Raw genomic sequence first — 15666 nt, 5'->3', positions numbered from 1 at the left:
GCTTGATGCAAATCAAGCCCACGGTGCTCGATACGATCATGATCAAACCCAGACAGCACGCCGCGCGAAAGGTCGCCCGGTGCCAACACGTCGAAGCTCGGGAGGTTTGTCATGTCCACACAATCACGCTTGATGTTGGTCGTCTCGCCGCTGATGGAACACAGCCCGGCCTTCGACCGGGCAGCGGCACTGGCCAAGGCTGAAGGCGCCGCGCTGCACATCGTTGCCTTCGACTACCTCGAAGGCCTGGCGACCGCCAACCTGGTCAATGAGCAGGCCCTGGAGCAGATGCGCCTGGGTTACGTTGAACGCCATCGCCACTGGCTGGAGGAGCAGGCCCGGCCGCTGCGCAAGCTGGGCATTGAAGTCACGACCGAAGTGACATGGGTTGAGCGCCCGCTGCAGGAGATTCTGGTCCACCTCAAAGAGCAACCGATGGATGCCCTGATCAAGACGGTGGAGCATGAGTCCTGGTTCTCGCGCCTGATGTTCACCCCACTGGATGTGCATCTGCTGCGCGAAAGCGAAGTCCCGCTGCATTTCGTCAACAAGGTCACTCACGCCCGTCCGCGCAAAATTATGGCGGCCATTGACCCCTTTCATCTCGACGGCCGCTACGAAGGCCTCAACGACCGGATCCTGAGCGAAGCCAACAAACTGGCCGCTTCCTGCGACGCGAGCCTGGAAGTCATCTACGCCTATGACCTGTCGTCCATCACCGCCTCCGAATACGGTTTCGGCAGCGGCTCGATGTTCTTTTCCTCCACTCTGGCCCGACAGCTCTATGAATCCCAGGGCGAAGCCTTTGACGCATTGGCCGAACGCAACGGGATCGCGCCGGAACAACGGCGCATGGTCATGGGCGACCCGGTCAGGGTGCTGGCCAGCTATGCTGCATCCCATGAGATTGACGTCATCGTCATGGGGCGCGTGCGCTATGGTGGCCTGGACAAGCTGATCGGCAGCACCGTGGAAGGGCTGCTGTACAAGATGCCGTGCAGCTTGTGGGTGATTGCGCCGCAGCAGTTCGATTGAAGGCAGGACCGCCGAGCATGTAATGAGCACAGGGACAATTGCCTGATGAACCGAGCGAGTAACGCACCGACTGAACAGAACCCGATTCCCACGGAGGCTGAGGCTTGGTACACACGCACCGCCCCGCAAGTGCTCACGCTGCTCGAGGTCAACGAGCACACCGGGCTGAGCGACGCCGACGTTCAAGCCCGGCTTGAGCGCACAGGCTTCAATCGCCTGCCGGAATCGGCACGGCGACCGGCGTGGCTGCGGTTTATGTTGCAGTTCCACAACATCCTGATTTATGTGCTGCTGGGCTCTGCGGTGATCACCGCGTTGCTGCAACACGTCTGGGATACGGTGGTCATTCTGGCGGTGGTGGTGGCCAACGCCATCATTGGCTATGTCCAGGAAGGCAAAGCGGAAAAAGCCATGGACGCGATCCGGCAGATGCTGGCGCCCCGCGCCGCAGTGATTCGTGCCGGTGAACGTTTGAGCATCGCGGGTGAAGCGCTGGTACCCGGCGATATCGTCTTGTTAGAAGCTGGCGATAAAGTCCCCGCGGACCTTCGCTTGCTGCACGCCAACAGGCTGCAGATCCAGGAAGCCATCCTGACCGGTGAGTCCGCCCCCGTGGAGAAGCACACTGAACCTGTGCGCATTGGAGCGGCCCTGGGGGATCGTGCCTGCATGGCCTTCAGTGGAACCCTGGTGACCTGTGGGCAGGCCACCGGGGTCGTGGTGGCGACCGCAACTGCGGCCGAGATCGGGCGCATCAGCAATCTGTTGTCGGAAGTCGAGACGCTGACCACTCCATTGGTCCAGCAAATGAACGTCTTTGCGCGCTGGCTGACGATCCTGATTTTGCTCGTGGCAGGGCTGCTACTCGTTTACGGTCATTTTGTCGGCCATTACGCCTTTAACGAGATATTCATGGTGGTGGTGGGCATGTCGGTCGCCGCCATACCCGAAGGACTGCCCGCCGTACTGACCATTACCCTGGCGGTCGGGGTTCGCGCGATGGCCCGTCGCAACGCCATCGTGCGCCGCTTGCCCGCCATCGAAACCCTGGGCTCGGTTTCGGTCATCTGCACGGACAAGACCGGCACCCTCACCCGCAACGAAATGATGGTCGCGTCGGTGGTCACCAGTGATCTCACGTTCACGGTCGACGGCGCCGGTTATCAACCGTCGGGAAACATGAACCTGGCGGACCAGTTGATCGACACCTCCAATCACCCCACGTTAGCCGAACTGGGACGCGCCGCCTCGCTGTGCAATGACGCGGTGTTGAGGCAGCACGAAGCCACATGGAAGGTCGAGGGCGATCCCATGGAGGGTGCGCTGCTGGCGTTTTCCGTGAAGGCCGGAATCGATGGCGAAGAAGAGCGACACACCTGGCCTCGCACCGATGCGATTCCGTTTGACGCCAAACACCGCTTCATGGCGACGTTGCACCACAACCATGAGCGACAAGCCTCAATCTATGTAAAAGGCGCGCCGGAACAGATCCTGGCCATGTGCGCGCAGCAGCGTGGCAGTACCGGTGCCACAGAGCCGCTCAATGCTGACTACTGGCTCCAACAGGCGAACACCATTGCCAGCAAAGGCCAGCGCGTGCTGGCGTTTGCCAGCCGGCCCGTGCCGTCCGAGCACACCGTGCTGGAGTTTGGCGACGTGCAGGGTTCGCTGACCCTGATCGGCATGACAGGCATGATTGACCCGCCTCGCCCAGAGACGATCCAGGCGGTCCAGCAATGCCGGGCTGCCGGTATCGCAGTCAAGATGATCACCGGCGATCACTTCGGCACCGCCGCCGCCATCGGCGCGCAAATCGGCCTGCAAAATCCCGACAAGGTGCTGACCGGCGTCGACCTGGATGCGATGAACGACGCCACGCTCAAAGAAGCGCTCAAGGACGTGAATATCTTCGCCCGCACCAGCCCCGAACATAAGCTGCGCCTGGTGATGCTGCTGCAGTCCAACGGCATGACCGTGGCCATGACCGGCGATGGCGTCAACGACGCGCCAGCGCTCAAACGCGCCGACGCCGGCATCGCCATGGGTGACAAAGGCAGTGAAGCGGCAAAAGAGGCCGCGGACCTGGTACTGGCCGATGACAACTTCGCCTCCATCGTGGCTGCGGTACGTGAAGGTCGAACGGTCTACGACAACATCAAGAAAGTGCTGAGCTGGACGTTGCCCACCAACGCGGGCGAAACCATGACCATCATTGTCGCGCTGCTGTTTGGCTTCACCCTGCCGGTGACACCGATTCAAATCTTGTGGATCAACCTGATTACCGCGATCACGCTAGGTATTGCCCTGGCGTTCGAGCCGACCGAAGAAAACACCATGCGCAGGCCGCCACGCGCCAGGCACGAGCCGTTGATAAGCGGCGCCTTGATCTGGCACATGGTGCTGGTTTCGATCCTGTTTCTTTGCGGCGTCTACGGGATTTTTACCTACGCGCTCGACCGGGGCTACCCGGTGGAGTTGGCCCGCACCATCGCTGTCAACACACTGGTTGTGATGGAAATATTCCACCTGTTCTTCATTCGCAATCTTTATGGCACGTCACTGACCTGGAAGGCTGTAAGAGGCACAAAGGTCGTGTGGCTGACCGTCGCGGTGGTAACCTTCGCTCAGTTCGCCATCACCTATGCGCCTCCTCTGCAAAGGGTGTTTGCCACTCAAGCGATTCCCTTTATGGATGGGCTATTGATTATCGCAGTGGGCATCGCGCTCTTTGCGATCATCGAAACTGAAAAACAGATTCGGCTACGGTTAACCGACCCCAAGGGCGCTACGCTCATAGTGGGACAGGACCCGAAGTCACCCTGACGCTGCGGATGGCAAGGTATTCGACCAGCCGCTGAATGTTACTGAAAGAGGATCCGGGAAATGCACAAAGTATTGGTCGCTGTCGATGGTTCAGAGCACTCCGAACGTGTGGTGCGTTACCTCATTGGACTGATCCAGGACGGCGGATTGCTGGGAGGCAACGTGGAAGTGCACCTGGTTAATGCGCAGTCATTTTTACCCACTCGCATCGCGCAAACCATGAGCAAGGATGAACTTGACCGTTACTACGATGGCAAAAGTGCCGAAGATGCCCATAAGGCAATCGCTCTTCTGAAGCAGCAAGGCATCGCCTTCACCTTTCATACGCTGCACGGCGACGCGGCCACCAGAATCGTGGCGTGCTCCAAATCCCTGGGGTGCGACAGCATCATCCTGGGTTCGCACGGCAGTGGTTTTCTCGAAGGCATCTTCCTGGGCTCTGTCGCGGCCAAAGTCATCCAGCTGTCCAGTATCCCGATTACCCTGGTCAAATAAGAGGGTGAGTTGCAGTTGATGGCGCACCAGGGGGCCTGTCCCTCATAACGTCTGCGAGGCAGAACGATGGGTATGTCGCGATGGGGATCAGTCCTTATTTTATCCGGTGCGCTGGCAACATCCGCTTATGCAGCGGACGCGCAAAAGACCTTCACCCAAGGCGGGGCCAATCCCGCCGCCATTGCTTGTTCGACCTGTCATGGTGCGGACGGTACAGGGATGCCCGCGGCAGGCTTTCCAAGGCTTGCAGGGTTACCTGCTGAATACTTCGCAAAGCAGATCGCGGACTTTCGCTCAGGCTCCAGGGCCAACCCAATCATGCTTCCCATCGCCCAGGCGTTGAGCGAGGACGAAGTACAAGCCCTCGCCAGTATGCTCGCCAAAAAGCCAGGTCCAGCCGTCAACCCGGTCAATCGTGCGAATGCGGCCAAGGGCCCTGGGCAAGTCCTGGCGTTGAGAGGGGCGTGGGATCGAAACATACCCGAGTGTGTCTCCTGTCATGGCCCTGGCGGAATCGGGGTCGGTGCCTCTTTTCCACCGCTGGCCGGCCAATCGACTCAGTACCTGGTCTCGCAACTGAATGCCTGGCGACAGAAGACCCGAAAAAATGATCCAGACGATCTCATGGGCCACATTGCGAGGTCCCTCACTGAAGCCGAGGTCGAGGCTGTCTCCCGGTATTTTGCTGAGCTCAGTCAATAGAGGTCTGGCCATGAAGTCATTCATCGCGGCACTCATCAGTTTCAACCTAGTATCGATGGCAGGCGCTGCTGATGTGGCAAATACATCGGTCCCCTCCCCCGGCCCAGACACCCCCCAACAGAGGACGGCGACGTTTACTCCGCCCGCAGAGGACACGCTGCCTGATAACGCCTTTGGCCGTCTGGTGCGGCAAGGGCATGCGATCTTTGTCGATACCAAAGCCAACGCCCCCGAGTTCGTGGGGAACGGGATGAACTGCACCAACTGTCATTTGGAACAAGGCAGAAAAGCCGACTCGGCGCCCCTTTGGGCGGCTTACACGATGTACCCGGCCTATCGAAAAAAGAACGACAAGGTCAATACCTACGCCGAGCGCTTACAAGGTTGCTTTGAGTTCAGCATGAACGGAAAACCGCCTCCGGCCGACGGGCAGGTCATCGCCGCCCTGACTGCCTTTTCCTACTGGTTGGCAACGGGAGCACCGCTAGGCCAGGAGCTGCCCGGGCGAGCTTATCCTGAAGTGCCGCAACCGGCGGGAGGCTTCGATCTGGCCAAGGGCAAGGTCATCTACACCAAGCAATGCGCTGTGTGTCATGGCAACGAGGGCGAAGGTCAAAAGGCGGGGAACGACTACGTATTCCCACCGTTATGGGGCAAAGATTCATTCAACTGGGGCGCGGGGATGCATCGCATCAATACCGCAGCCGGGTTCATAAAGTCGAATATGCCATTGGGTAAAGGCGCCACCCTGTCCGCCGATGAGGCCTGGCACGTTGCTGCCTACATGAACAGCCACGAACGGCCGAAAGACCCCAGAATGATTGCCGGTTCCATCGAGCAGACCCGATTGAAATTCCATGCCAATGACGGGGTCAATCTTTATGGCAAAGAAGTGAACGGCGTGATACTTGGCCAGGGAACTGAATGAACGGCGCAGCAAATACTACTGTCGCCGTTCTCGTGCAGCGTCATTGAACGTCTAGCCCGCCATCACCGCACGAACATCAGCCATCCGGCCAGTACCAATGCCGCAGTGCAGGTCCAGCCTGAGAACAGCCAGCGCCACAGCCAGCGGCGCGGGATAAAACCCACGCCCCTGACGAAAGCCACGCTCATCGCCGCAAATAATGCGCCCGCCAGAGCGTGATCAGCTTTTCCCTCCGGGGTTGCCATTATCGGAGGGTACAGCGTGCAGGCAAGCATGATGGCTATGGCAATCATCAGACTCGCCAGATGAATGCGTGAAGACGGCTGGGCATCTGAGCATTGCTGAGTCATCGCGGTTGCTCGTCATTGTCACTCAAGGCCCGACTCGCTTCATTCTCACCCCACATTGCATTCAATATCGCCAGCAATAGCGCAAAGCCGACTCCCAACATCCAGGCGAAATACCACATGTTCTTTGCTCCTTTGCCGGCACTAGTAGGCCGAATGTTCGTTGGCTTTGATCTGGGCGACGGTGACTTTGCCGCTCATGACGCGATATGCCCAGGAGGTATAAATCACGATCAGGGGCATGAAGATCAACGTGGCCCAGAACATGATGGCCAGGCTCAGGTGGCTGGAGACGCTGTCCCACACAGTCAGGCTTGCCGCGGGCATCGTTGATGAAGGCATGATGAACGGGAACATTGAGACGCCTGCCGTGCTGATCACGCCAATCACCGCAAGCGATGAGGCGACAAACGCCGACAGTGTGCGGCGCATCATCAACAGCATGGCGGCTCCTGCGGCCCCGGCCAATCCAAGCGCGGGCAGCAGCCAAAGCAATGGATAGCGTTCGTAGTTGGCCATCCAGGCGCCAGGTTCACGTACCACGGTCTTGCTGAGGATGTCCGGCAGCGCCGCGGTATCAACGAGCGAAGTAATGCGATAGCCGTCAATCCATTGCAGCCAGATGCCGGCCACGATGAATGAGCACACCAGCACGATCGCCGCCGCCACCGCACCTTTTACGGCCCGGGACTGGATAACCCCCTCAGTGCGATGGGCCAGATAAGTGCCGCCCTGCAGGGTGATCATTGCACTGCTCACAACACCGGACAGCAGCGCGAAAGGATTGAGCAGTTGCCAGAAGCTGCCGGTGTAGGTGGACACCAGATAGTCATTGAAGTGAAACGGCACGCCCAGCAGCAAGTTGCCAAACGCGATCCCGAACACCAGCGGAGGCACCGCCCCTCCGACAAAGAGGCCCCAATCCCAGGTGCTGCGCCAGGTGGCGTTGTGGATCTTGCTACGGTAGTCAAACCCCACCGGGCGGAAGAACAACGCCCAGAGCACCAGAATCATTGCCCAGTAGAAACCACTGAAGGCAGTGGCGTAGACCACAGGCCACGCCGCGAACAAAGCGCCGCCGGCGGTGATGAACCAGACCTGATTGCCATCCCAGTGCGGCCCGACGGTATTGATGACAACGCGCCGCTCCAGGTCATTGCGGCCAACGAATGGCAGCAACGTGCCGACGCCCATGTCATGACCATCCATGATCGCAAAGCCGATCAGCAGGACGCCGACCAACGCCCACCAGATTATTTTCAAGGTGAAGTAATCAAGCATGGTGAAGCTCCTTCAGATGGGCGTCGTGAACATAACGGCCTGTACCGAGGCTGCCAGGCCCCTGGCGGGCGAACTTGATCATCAGGAACATCTCCACCACCAGCAACACGGTGTAGAACACGATGAACCCGGCTAGAGAGCCATACAGGTTATTCACGCTGAGCGTGGACACGCTCATGTGGGTCGGCAGTACGCCGTAGATAGTCCAGGGCTGGCGGCCATATTCAGCAACGAACCAACCCAGTTCACAGGCGATCCACGGCGCCGGCAGCATGTAAAGTGCCCAGCGCAGCAACCCGCGATGGTGAGTGCGGCCCGACTTCAGCGTGCTCCAGAAGGCCAGCGCAAAGAGCATCAACATCGCAAAACCCAGGCCGACCATGATCCGGAACGCCCAAAACATAGGCGTCACGCGCGGAACGGTATCGTTCACCGCGGTTTCGATCATGGCCGGCGTGGCCTGGTTGACATCCTCGACATAGCGCTTGAGCAGCAGCCCGAAGCCCAGATCAGCTTTGTATTCTTCGAACGTCTTGAACGCCGCCGGATCGCTACGATTGGCTCTCAGTGCTTCAAGCGCATTGACTGCGGTAATACCGCGGATGATGCGGGCGCGGTTTTTTTCCTTGATCTCATGAATGCCGGGGATCTGCTTGCTGACCGAGCGGGTCCCGATCAGGCCCATCAACCAAGGCACCTCGATCTCCCAATTATTTCGCGATTGAGCCTCATCGATGCTCGCGATCAACGTCAGGCCAGCCGGTGCGGGTTTTGTTTCCCACATGGCTTCCATGGCCGCCAGCTTGGTCTGCTGCGCTTCCCCCACCGTGTAACCGGACTCATCGCCCAGTACGATGACGCTCAGCACAGACGCCAGGCCGAACGCCGCGGCGACCCGAAAGCTACGTTTGGCAAATTCGACATCACGATTTTTGAGCAAATACCAACTGGAGATCGACAGCACAAACATCGAACCGGTGACATAGCCGGCCGAAACCGTATGGACAAACTTGGCCTGCGCCACCGGATTGAACACCACCGTCCAGAAATCGACCATTTCCATGCGCATGGTGATGTAGCTGAACTCTGAGCCCACCGGGTTCTGCATCCAGCCATTGGCGATCAGGATCCACAGCGCCGACAGGTTTGTGCCGATTGCCATCAGCAGCGTGACCAGCAAGTGATGCTGCCTCTTGAGACGGTCCCAACCAAAAAAGAACAACCCGATCATGGTCGATTCGAGGAAGAACGCCATCAAGCCTTCGATTGCCAGCGGGGCACCGAAGATGTCACCGACATAGTGCGAGTAGTAGGCCCAATTGGTGCCGAACTGAAATTCCAGGGTAATCCCCGTGGTCACGCCCAGTGCGAAGTTGATGCCGAATAGCTTGCCCCAGAAACGCGTCATGTCTTTCCAGATGACATTACCGGTCATCACATAGACGCTTTCCATGATGACCAGCAGCCACACCATGCCAACGGTGAGCGGTACGAAAAGGAAGTGATAAAGCGCCGTGGCCGCAAATTGCAGCCGCGACAAATCCACCAGTTGTTCTGAGATCACTTGCTTGCCCCTTGAGCCGAGGTGGGTACACCGAAACGGTTGCCGACTGCGTTGGAATCGACGCTGACGTGGAAATCCTGGATGAATAGCCACCACAGCACTGCCAGCACAAGCAGCTTGATAAGCACTGCTGTGAGCAGATGACGGCGCAGTCGTTTGTCGGAAATAGTCATGTCGGTGCAGTTAGCACGCGCCATGCCAAAGGCCAGGAGAAGATTTTTATCGTTCTATAACAGCAGGTTATGAACGAACTCCGGTGGGAAGGGATAGCTGTGGCTGACTCAGGCGCTGCCAATCTGCCATGACGGCAGTGATTGGCAGTCAGGTGTCATAGCGGGTGATCAGGCCAAACCCTGCTCTTTCAATCGCCGGTACAAAGTACGCTCGCTGATACCCAAATGCCGGGCCAGCTCACTGCGGGTCCCTTTGAACGCAGACAGGATCTGGGCCAGCGAGAGGCCGTCAGAAACAGCCGGGGCAGCCAGTCGCGGGACCATCGCATCAGGGGCATGAGGCAAATTCACGGAGTGAATGACCCCGTCATCGGCAAACAGGCTGGCTCTTTCCAGCACATTACGAAGCTCGCGGATATTGCCCGGCCAGGCATATTGCTGCAGTTGCATCAAGGCATCGGCGTCGATGGTCAGCCGGCGTTTGCCGGTACCGGAACGTTGCAATAACGAATTGACCAGCAGCGCGATGTCCTCCTTACGATTACGCAGCGGCGGTAAATGAATGGGAAATACGCTGATGCGGTAGTACAGGTCTTGCCTGAACTCACCCTTGTCCATCATCTGTTCCAAGGGTTTATGGGTGGCGGCAACCAACCGGAAGTTTGCATGCAAGGTTTCCACGCCGCCCACACGGCGATAGGTTCCCGACTCAATCAGTCTGAGCAGTTTCACCTGCATGGCCAGGGGAACGTCGCCGATTTCATCAAGAAACAGCGTACCGCCCTGGGCCGTTTCGACCAGACCCTGCTTGCGCAGGGTGGCACCGGTAAACGCGCCTTTCTCGTGGCCGAACAGTTCGCTCTCAAACAGCGTTTCAGTCAACCCGGAACAGTCCACCACCACAAAGGGCCCGTTGGCCCGCTCACTGGTTTCATGGACCGCGCGCGCAAACAGTTCCTTACCCGTACCGGACTCCCCCAACAGCAGCACCGGCAACATCGACGGCGCGACCCGTTGCAGCTCCGACAGCGCGCGGTTGAACGCGGGAGAGCTGCCCACCAGGCCCTCGTTGCTGGGCCGCGCTGAGGCGCTGCGTACCAGGGTAAGGCGCTCCACATAAGCGGTGATGTCGCCATGGTCATTGAGGATCGGACGCAGTTCCACGTCGACATGCTCAGGCCCGCGGGGGGTGTGGTGAATGTGCAAGACCCGATCCGGGCCGCGCATTTCCCGGGCCTTCTTCATCGGGCAGTTCTCTCCCGCCTGATCGCAAGGAACATCGTAATGATGGGAAACCCGATAGCACTTATGACCAATAAACGGCTTGTCGGCACTGCCGAACTGGCGCCGATAGGCGGTGTTCGCCGCCAGGATGTTGTAGTCCGGATCCAGCACGATCATCGGATGCGGCTCGTGCTCGAGAAACGAAACCAGTGACTGCACCTGATCCGGCGGGGGGATCAAATTGTTCGGGGGCGGCAGGATAGTGGTCATCGAAATTCCTGTGGATTCAATCGGACGCAAGTGACACTGCCACTATGCCAACAAATACTGCCAATGGCAGTTGTTTATTCATGTGCGTGAAAATGCCGCATCCGACTCAAAAAAATAAACACATTAAATTCAACAGGATACCGTTTAATTTTCGCTCAATCGGTCCATGGCAGACTTATTGCTATGTCAGGTTAAACCAGTCGGCAACAAGACCAAGGAGACCGATCATGACCGCTACACTGCACGTCGAAGGATTTTTCGATCCCGATACTCATACCGTCAGTTATATCGTGCTTGATCAGGCGACCCGCCACTGCGCACTCGTGGACAGCGTACTGGATTACGATCCCAAGTCCGGCCATACCACGACGACGTCTGCCGACGCGTTGATCGCCAGGGTGGCCGAGCTGGACGCCAAGGTTCAATGGATTCTTGAAACCCATGTCCACGCCGACCACCTCACGGCAGCGCCTTACCTGAAAGAAAAGCTTGGAGGCAAGATCGGCATCGGCAGTCGGATCACCACCGTGCAGCAAACCTTTGGCACGCTGTTCAATACCGGTGAAGACATGGCCCAGGATGGAAGTCAGTTCGATCATCTGTTCGTCAATGAGTACACGTTCTCCATCGGTTCGCTGCACTGCCGCGCGCTGCATACGCCGGGCCATACACCCGCCTGCATGACGTACGTCGTCAGCGACGCCAGGCAAACGGTGGCATTTGTCGGCGACACCCTGTTCATGCCCGACTACGGTACTGCGCGCTGTGATTTTCCAGGCGGTGATGCCCGCACCTTGTTCCGGTCCATCAACAAGGTGCTGAGCCTGCCGGCCGATACGGTGCTGTACATGTGCCACGACTACCAGCCCGAAGGCCGTGAGGTACTGTTCGCCAGTACCGTTGCCGAGCAGCGCGCCGACAATATCCATGTGCGTAATGGCATCAGTGAAGAAGAGTTCGTGGCCATGCGCACCAAGCGTGACAGCACGTTGGAAATGCCGACGCTGATCCTGCCATCGGTTCAGGTCAACATGCGCGCCGGGCACCTCCCCGAGCCTGAATCGAACGGAACACGCTATTTGAAGATTCCGCTCAACGCGCTCTGACGTCCCCTCCCCTATAAGAAAACCTCATCACGGAGACCACCATGGACATCCGCCACCTTGCGCCAGGCTTAGCGGTATCAGAGCAGATTTTTCCCCATCAATTGACGGAACTGAAAAACACCGGCTTTCGCGCCATTGTGTGTAATCGCCCGGATGGCGAAGGCAGCGATCAACCCTTGTTTGCCGAAATCAAACGCGCGGCTGAGGCCGTGGGCATTGAAGCTCACTATCTGCCCGCGGAATCGGGCAAGGTTACCGACGAACAAGGCGTTGCCTTCGGCCAGCTATTTGAAACACTGCCAAAACCGGTGTTGGCGTATTGCCGCTCCGGCATGCGTTCGACAACCATGTGGGCGCTGTCACAAGCGAGCCTGCTGCCTCTGCCGCAGATCGTCGAAACAGCCAAAGATGCCGGGTTTGACATGAAAGGCGTTATCCGCCGGATTGCGAACAAGGGGCTGACCCCGGTCGAAGTGGCCGAGGCCGAACATGCGGTGGTCATTATCGGCGGCGGCGCAGCGGGTATTGCGGCGGCATCCAGTTTATTGGCCAGGGAACCGGGGCTCGACATCGCCATCATTGACCCGGCAGATGTGCATTATTACCAGCCAGGCTGGACGTTGGTCGGTTGCGGTGTCTTCGATGCACCCCGGACCGCCCACACGATGGGTTCGACCATTCCTCGCGGCGTGCACTGGATCAAAGCCGCCGTGGCCGCTTTTGAACCCGAGAGAAATGCGCTCATTCTCGATGGCTGCAGAGTCGTCAAGTATCAACAACTGATCGTATGCCCTGGCCTCAAACTCAACTGGAATGCCATTGAAGGTCTGCCGCAGACATTGGGTCGCAATGGTGTCACATCAAACTACCTGTATCACCTCGCCCCCTATACCTGGGAGTGCGTGCAAAAACTGCGCGGTGGCCGGGCCATCTTCACGCAACCGCCCATGCCGATCAAATGTGCCGGGGCGCCGCAAAAAGCCATGTATCTCTCTGCCGACCACTGGCGGCGTGAAGGGGTACTCGGCAATATCAAGATCGATTTCTGCAGTGCCGGAGCAGTGTTGTTCGGGGTGCCCGATTACGTGCCGGCCCTGATGGAGTACATCCGCGCCTATGGCATCGACCTGAACTTCGGCAGCACACTGACCGCCGTTGACGGGCCCGCCAAAACCGCCACCTTCAGTTGCGTCAAGCCCGATGGCACGCGCCAGCTTGTCACTCGCGACTTCAACCTGCTGCATGTGGTCCCCCCACAGATTGCACCGGACTTTATCCGCATCAGCCCCCTCGCCGATGCGGCTGGCTGGATTGATGTCGACCCCGACACGCTGCGCCATAAAACCTGGGCGAATATTCACGCACTGGGCGACGCCACCAACTCCAGCAACGCCAAGACCGCCGCGGCCGCTCGCAAGCAGGCGCCCGTGGTCGCCCATAACGTGCTGGCGGCCATGGGCAAAGCCAAGGGCAACGCTCATTACGACGGCTACGGCTCCTGCCCGCTGACGGTCGAACGGGGCAAGATCGTCCTGGCGGAGTTCACCTATGGCGGCACCGTCGCCCCCAGCTTCCCGTCCTGGCTGATTGACGGTACCCGGCCATCGCGGCTGGCCTGGCTGCTCAAGGAGCGGATTCTCCCGCCGTTGTATTGGAAGGGAATGCTCAAAGGACATGAGTGGCTGGCAAAACCGGAGTTGGCGGATCTATGAAAGCAGACCTCAAGGCAAGGAGAGAGGGATGATCATCATCTTGCTGCTCGGCCTGACCGTGGGTGTGATTCTGGCGCTGACCGGCGCGGGCGGGGGAATACTGGCGGTTCCCCTGCTCGTCTTCGGCGCGGGCCTGAGCATGGCCGAAGCCGGGCCCATCGGCCTGCTGGCGGTGGGTTTGGCCGCGTCCCTGGGTGCGGTGATGGGCCTTAGAAACGGCACCGTACGCTATAAGGCGGCACTGCTGACCGCAGGCGCGGGGATCATCTGCTCTCCATTGGGGATCTGGCTGGCTCAGCGCACGCCCAACCGTCCCTTGGCGGTCCTGTTTGCCGTTCTATTGATGTACGTGGCCTTCCGGGCCTTTCAAAAATCATTGCCCGCGCGCGCCGATTCCAAAGCCACGTCGATGCGCAAACCCCCGCCCTGTGTACTGGACGAAAAACGGGGCAAGCTCCATTGGACCGCACCCTGCGCATGGGCGCTGGCGGTCTCCGGCATGGTCGCCGGCGCGCTTTCCGGTTTGCTGGGTGTGGGCGGCGGTTTTGTCATGGTCCCGGCGCTCCAGCGCTACACCAATCTGACCACCCAGTCGGTGCTTGCCACGTCGCTGACGGTCATTGCCCTGGTTTCAATTTCCGGTGTGGTGGCGAGCTCGGCAGCAGGTCACTTGCAATGGGCGATTGCCGTGCCCTTTACCCTTGGCGCACTGGTGGGAATGACCGGCGGGCGCTTGCTCGCCGCCAGGCTGCCAGAGCCGTATCTGCAAAAAGGCTTTGCCATTCTGGCTGCTTTGGTGGCTCTGGCATTGGTTGTAAAGGCCTTTGTTTAATCGCCTGGTGGAGTCTCAACGTGATTTGTAGCGGAGAAATCTCATGAACATTGACTGGCTCAACTTTACGCCCTGGTCATCTCTTGCCGGCGGTGCGTTGATTGGTGTGGCTGCCAGCCTTTTCGTTGTCGCCAATGGACGTATCGCCGGCATCAGCGGTTTGCTCGGCAGCCTGCTGCAGCGAGGTAGCGAGGGGGTGAGTGAGAAAGCCCTGTTTCTATTGGGGCTGCTCGTTGCGCCGCTGGTATGGGGCTTGTTCACCGCGTTGCCGCAGATTGAGTTTCAGAGCGGCTGGCTCGGCCTCACCGTCGCCGGTCTGTTGGTGGGCATCGGCACCCGCTACGGGTCGGGCTGTACGAGCGGCCATGGCGTATGTGGCCTGTCGCGCCTTTCACCGCGTTCGATGATCGCCACGGCATGTTTCATGCTCAGCGGTTTCGCCACGGTCTTTGTCCTGCGTCATGTGCTGGGAGGTTGAACATGCTCAAACTGACTGCATTCATGGCCGGTCTGGTGTTCGGCTTCGGTTTGCTCCTGGCGGGCATGGCCAATCCGAGCAAAGTCTTGGCGTTCCTGGATGTGACTGGTACTTGGGACCCCTCCCTGGCGCTGGTAATGCTCGCCGCGATTGCTGTCGCGATCGGCCCGCTGACCTGGGCTCGCCGCCAGGCCCGTTCGGTGCTGGGAAACCCGATGCAATTACCGGTCAAGCGTGAGCTGGACCCTCGCCTGATCGGCGGCAGCCTGCTGTTTGGCATCGGTTGGGGGATAGCCGGTATCTGCCCAGGGCCCGCCGTGGCGATCCTGCTCACAGGGCACTGGCAAATCATCGTATTCATGGCGGCCATGCTGGCTGGCATGTTGTTGTTCACTGCGCTGGAGAACCGGCGCTCACTGATCGGGAGATCGTCATGAAAGCCAACATCGGAACCATAGACCGTAGCTTGCGTATTGCCGCAGGACTTGTCCTCATTGCCCTCAGTCTGAGTGGAGTGATCGGCTTGTGGGGCTGGATCGGCCTGGTGCCGCTGGCCACGGGGATCTTCCGTTTCTGCCCGGTCTATACATTACTGGGCATCAGGACCTGCAACCGCTGCTGAGGCGGATACTGCCGCGCCGCGCCTGTAAATGACGGTACAGGCGCTCGCGGTCAACAAACCTTTGCTGAGAGCAT

At 59.1% G+C, this 15666-nt stretch carries 17 protein-coding genes; 11 read left to right on the top strand and 6 right to left on the bottom strand.

The features are described 5' to 3' along the window. The first annotated feature begins 111 nt into the window (after nucleotides 1–111). From PSH57_RS12720 to PSH57_RS12700, 5 genes are all read left to right on the top strand, one after another. Complete coding sequence (locus tag PSH57_RS12720; protein ID WP_305389857.1) at nucleotides 112–1035, top strand: universal stress protein; 924 nt, start codon at nucleotides 112–114, stop codon at nucleotides 1033–1035. 45 nt (nucleotides 1036–1080) lie between these two features. Continuing rightward, complete coding sequence (locus tag PSH57_RS12715; protein WP_305389856.1) at nucleotides 1081–3858, top strand: cation-transporting P-type ATPase; 2778 nt, start codon at nucleotides 1081–1083, stop codon at nucleotides 3856–3858. Nucleotides 3859–3918: 60 nt separating this feature from the next. Continuing rightward, entirely contained in the window at nucleotides 3919–4353 is a 435-nt protein-coding gene (locus PSH57_RS12710; RefSeq protein ID WP_305389855.1) for a universal stress protein, read from the top strand. Nucleotides 4354–4419: 66 nt separating this feature from the next. Further along, nucleotides 4420–5055 carry a c-type cytochrome gene (locus PSH57_RS12705; protein WP_305389854.1) on the top strand — a complete coding sequence of 212 codons (636 nt, stop codon included), beginning with the start codon at nucleotides 4420–4422 and terminating at the stop codon, nucleotides 5053–5055. Nucleotides 5056–5065: 10 nt separating this feature from the next. Then, nucleotides 5066–5983, top strand: a complete 918-nt coding sequence (locus PSH57_RS12700; RefSeq protein WP_305389853.1) for a c-type cytochrome — start codon at nucleotides 5066–5068, stop codon at nucleotides 5981–5983. A 62-nt stretch (nucleotides 5984–6045) separates the two neighbouring features. Here the strand turns inward: PSH57_RS12700 and PSH57_RS12695 are convergent, their stop codons facing one another. The 6 genes from PSH57_RS12695 to PSH57_RS12670 all read right to left on the bottom strand — a co-directional run bounded on the left by PSH57_RS12695 (nucleotide 6046) and on the right by PSH57_RS12670 (nucleotide 10842). Further along, the gene (locus tag PSH57_RS12695) at nucleotides 6046–6333 is read right to left on the bottom strand and encodes a cyd operon YbgE family protein (protein WP_305389852.1); all 288 of its coding nucleotides are present in this window, start codon (nucleotides 6331–6333) and stop codon (nucleotides 6046–6048) included. After that, nucleotides 6330–6452 carry a cytochrome bd-I oxidase subunit CydX gene (gene cydX / locus PSH57_RS12690; RefSeq protein ID WP_305389850.1) on the bottom strand — a complete coding sequence of 41 codons (123 nt, stop codon included), beginning with the start codon at nucleotides 6450–6452 and terminating at the stop codon, nucleotides 6330–6332. Before cydX ends, PSH57_RS12695 begins: the two co-directional genes overlap by 4 nt. Nucleotides 6453–6474: 22 nt before the next feature. Beyond that, complete coding sequence (gene cydB, locus PSH57_RS12685) at nucleotides 6475–7611, bottom strand: cytochrome d ubiquinol oxidase subunit II (protein WP_305389849.1); 1137 nt, start codon at nucleotides 7609–7611, stop codon at nucleotides 6475–6477. Then, complete coding sequence (locus tag PSH57_RS12680) at nucleotides 7604–9175, bottom strand: cytochrome ubiquinol oxidase subunit I (RefSeq protein ID WP_305389848.1); 1572 nt, start codon at nucleotides 9173–9175, stop codon at nucleotides 7604–7606. Before PSH57_RS12680 ends, cydB begins: the two co-directional genes overlap by 8 nt. Then, complete coding sequence (gene cydP / locus PSH57_RS12675) at nucleotides 9172–9372, bottom strand: cytochrome oxidase putative small subunit CydP (RefSeq protein WP_052915280.1); 201 nt, start codon at nucleotides 9370–9372, stop codon at nucleotides 9172–9174. The genes PSH57_RS12680 and cydP overlap by 4 nt, the downstream gene beginning before the upstream one ends. 144 nt (nucleotides 9373–9516) lie before the next feature. Then, a complete protein-coding gene (locus PSH57_RS12670) occupies nucleotides 9517–10842 on the bottom strand; it encodes a sigma-54 interaction domain-containing protein (protein WP_305389846.1) in 1326 nt (441 codons plus the stop codon). Nucleotides 10843–11069: 227 nt separating this feature from the next. On the opposite strand from PSH57_RS12670, the gene PSH57_RS12665 reads away from it, so the two are divergent. The 6 genes from PSH57_RS12665 to PSH57_RS12640 are packed head-to-tail and all read left to right on the top strand — an operon-like array spanning nucleotide 11070 to nucleotide 15592. Continuing rightward, on the top strand, nucleotides 11070–11948 hold the full coding sequence (locus PSH57_RS12665) for an MBL fold metallo-hydrolase (protein WP_305389845.1): 879 nt from the start codon (nucleotides 11070–11072) through the stop codon (nucleotides 11946–11948). A gap of 41 nt (nucleotides 11949–11989) precedes the next feature. After that, a complete protein-coding gene (locus tag PSH57_RS12660; RefSeq protein ID WP_305389844.1) occupies nucleotides 11990–13660 on the top strand; it encodes a bifunctional protein tyrosine phosphatase family protein/NAD(P)/FAD-dependent oxidoreductase in 1671 nt (556 codons plus the stop codon). A 28-nt stretch (nucleotides 13661–13688) separates the two neighbouring features. Beyond that, nucleotides 13689–14492 carry a sulfite exporter TauE/SafE family protein gene (locus tag PSH57_RS12655; protein ID WP_305389843.1) on the top strand — a complete coding sequence of 268 codons (804 nt, stop codon included), beginning with the start codon at nucleotides 13689–13691 and terminating at the stop codon, nucleotides 14490–14492. Between the two features lie 43 nt (nucleotides 14493–14535). Next, nucleotides 14536–14970, top strand: a complete 435-nt coding sequence (locus PSH57_RS12650; protein ID WP_305389842.1) for a YeeE/YedE family protein — start codon at nucleotides 14536–14538, stop codon at nucleotides 14968–14970. Nucleotides 14971–14972: 2 nt separating this feature from the next. Beyond that, entirely contained in the window at nucleotides 14973–15407 is a 435-nt protein-coding gene (locus PSH57_RS12645; RefSeq protein ID WP_305389841.1) for a DUF6691 family protein, read from the top strand. Next, nucleotides 15404–15592 carry a YgaP family membrane protein gene (locus PSH57_RS12640; RefSeq protein WP_305389840.1) on the top strand — a complete coding sequence of 63 codons (189 nt, stop codon included), beginning with the start codon at nucleotides 15404–15406 and terminating at the stop codon, nucleotides 15590–15592. Before PSH57_RS12645 ends, PSH57_RS12640 begins: the two co-directional genes overlap by 4 nt. Nucleotides 15593–15666 lie beyond the last annotated feature (74 nt).

Source organism: Pseudomonas hefeiensis (genome assembly GCF_030687835.1).
Lineage (GTDB): Bacteria > Pseudomonadota > Gammaproteobacteria > Pseudomonadales > Pseudomonadaceae > Aquipseudomonas > Aquipseudomonas hefeiensis.
This window is presented reverse-complemented; position numbering and strand designations above follow the sequence as displayed.

What these genes read in the sequence shown, in the direction of transcription:
- PSH57_RS12665 (WP_305389845.1), top strand. Translation starts at nt 11,070, where the DNA reads ATGACCGCTACACTGCACGTCGAAGGATTTTTCGATCCCGATACTCAT.
- PSH57_RS12670 (WP_305389846.1), bottom strand. Translation starts at nt 10,842, where the DNA reads ATGACCACTATCCTGCCGCCCCCGAACAATTTGATCCCCCCGCCGGAT.
- cydP (WP_052915280.1), bottom strand. Translation starts at nt 9,372, where the DNA reads ATGGCGCGTGCTAACTGCACCGACATGACTATTTCCGACAAACGACTG.
- cydX (WP_305389850.1), bottom strand. Translation starts at nt 6,452, where the DNA reads ATGTGGTATTTCGCCTGGATGTTGGGAGTCGGCTTTGCGCTATTGCTG.
- PSH57_RS12650 (WP_305389842.1), top strand. Translation starts at nt 14,536, where the DNA reads ATGAACATTGACTGGCTCAACTTTACGCCCTGGTCATCTCTTGCCGGC.
- PSH57_RS12700 (WP_305389853.1), top strand. Translation starts at nt 5,066, where the DNA reads ATGAAGTCATTCATCGCGGCACTCATCAGTTTCAACCTAGTATCGATG.
- PSH57_RS12715 (WP_305389856.1), top strand. Translation starts at nt 1,081, where the DNA reads ATGAACCGAGCGAGTAACGCACCGACTGAACAGAACCCGATTCCCACG.
- cydB (WP_305389849.1), bottom strand. Translation starts at nt 7,611, where the DNA reads ATGCTTGATTACTTCACCTTGAAAATAATCTGGTGGGCGTTGGTCGGC.
- PSH57_RS12695 (WP_305389852.1), bottom strand. Translation starts at nt 6,333, where the DNA reads ATGACTCAGCAATGCTCAGATGCCCAGCCGTCTTCACGCATTCATCTG.
- PSH57_RS12645 (WP_305389841.1), top strand. Translation starts at nt 14,973, where the DNA reads ATGCTCAAACTGACTGCATTCATGGCCGGTCTGGTGTTCGGCTTCGGT.
- PSH57_RS12660 (WP_305389844.1), top strand. Translation starts at nt 11,990, where the DNA reads ATGGACATCCGCCACCTTGCGCCAGGCTTAGCGGTATCAGAGCAGATT.
- PSH57_RS12705 (WP_305389854.1), top strand. Translation starts at nt 4,420, where the DNA reads ATGGGTATGTCGCGATGGGGATCAGTCCTTATTTTATCCGGTGCGCTG.
- PSH57_RS12720 (WP_305389857.1), top strand. Translation starts at nt 112, where the DNA reads ATGTCCACACAATCACGCTTGATGTTGGTCGTCTCGCCGCTGATGGAA.
- PSH57_RS12655 (WP_305389843.1), top strand. Translation starts at nt 13,689, where the DNA reads ATGATCATCATCTTGCTGCTCGGCCTGACCGTGGGTGTGATTCTGGCG.
- PSH57_RS12710 (WP_305389855.1), top strand. Translation starts at nt 3,919, where the DNA reads ATGCACAAAGTATTGGTCGCTGTCGATGGTTCAGAGCACTCCGAACGT.
- PSH57_RS12640 (WP_305389840.1), top strand. Translation starts at nt 15,404, where the DNA reads ATGAAAGCCAACATCGGAACCATAGACCGTAGCTTGCGTATTGCCGCA.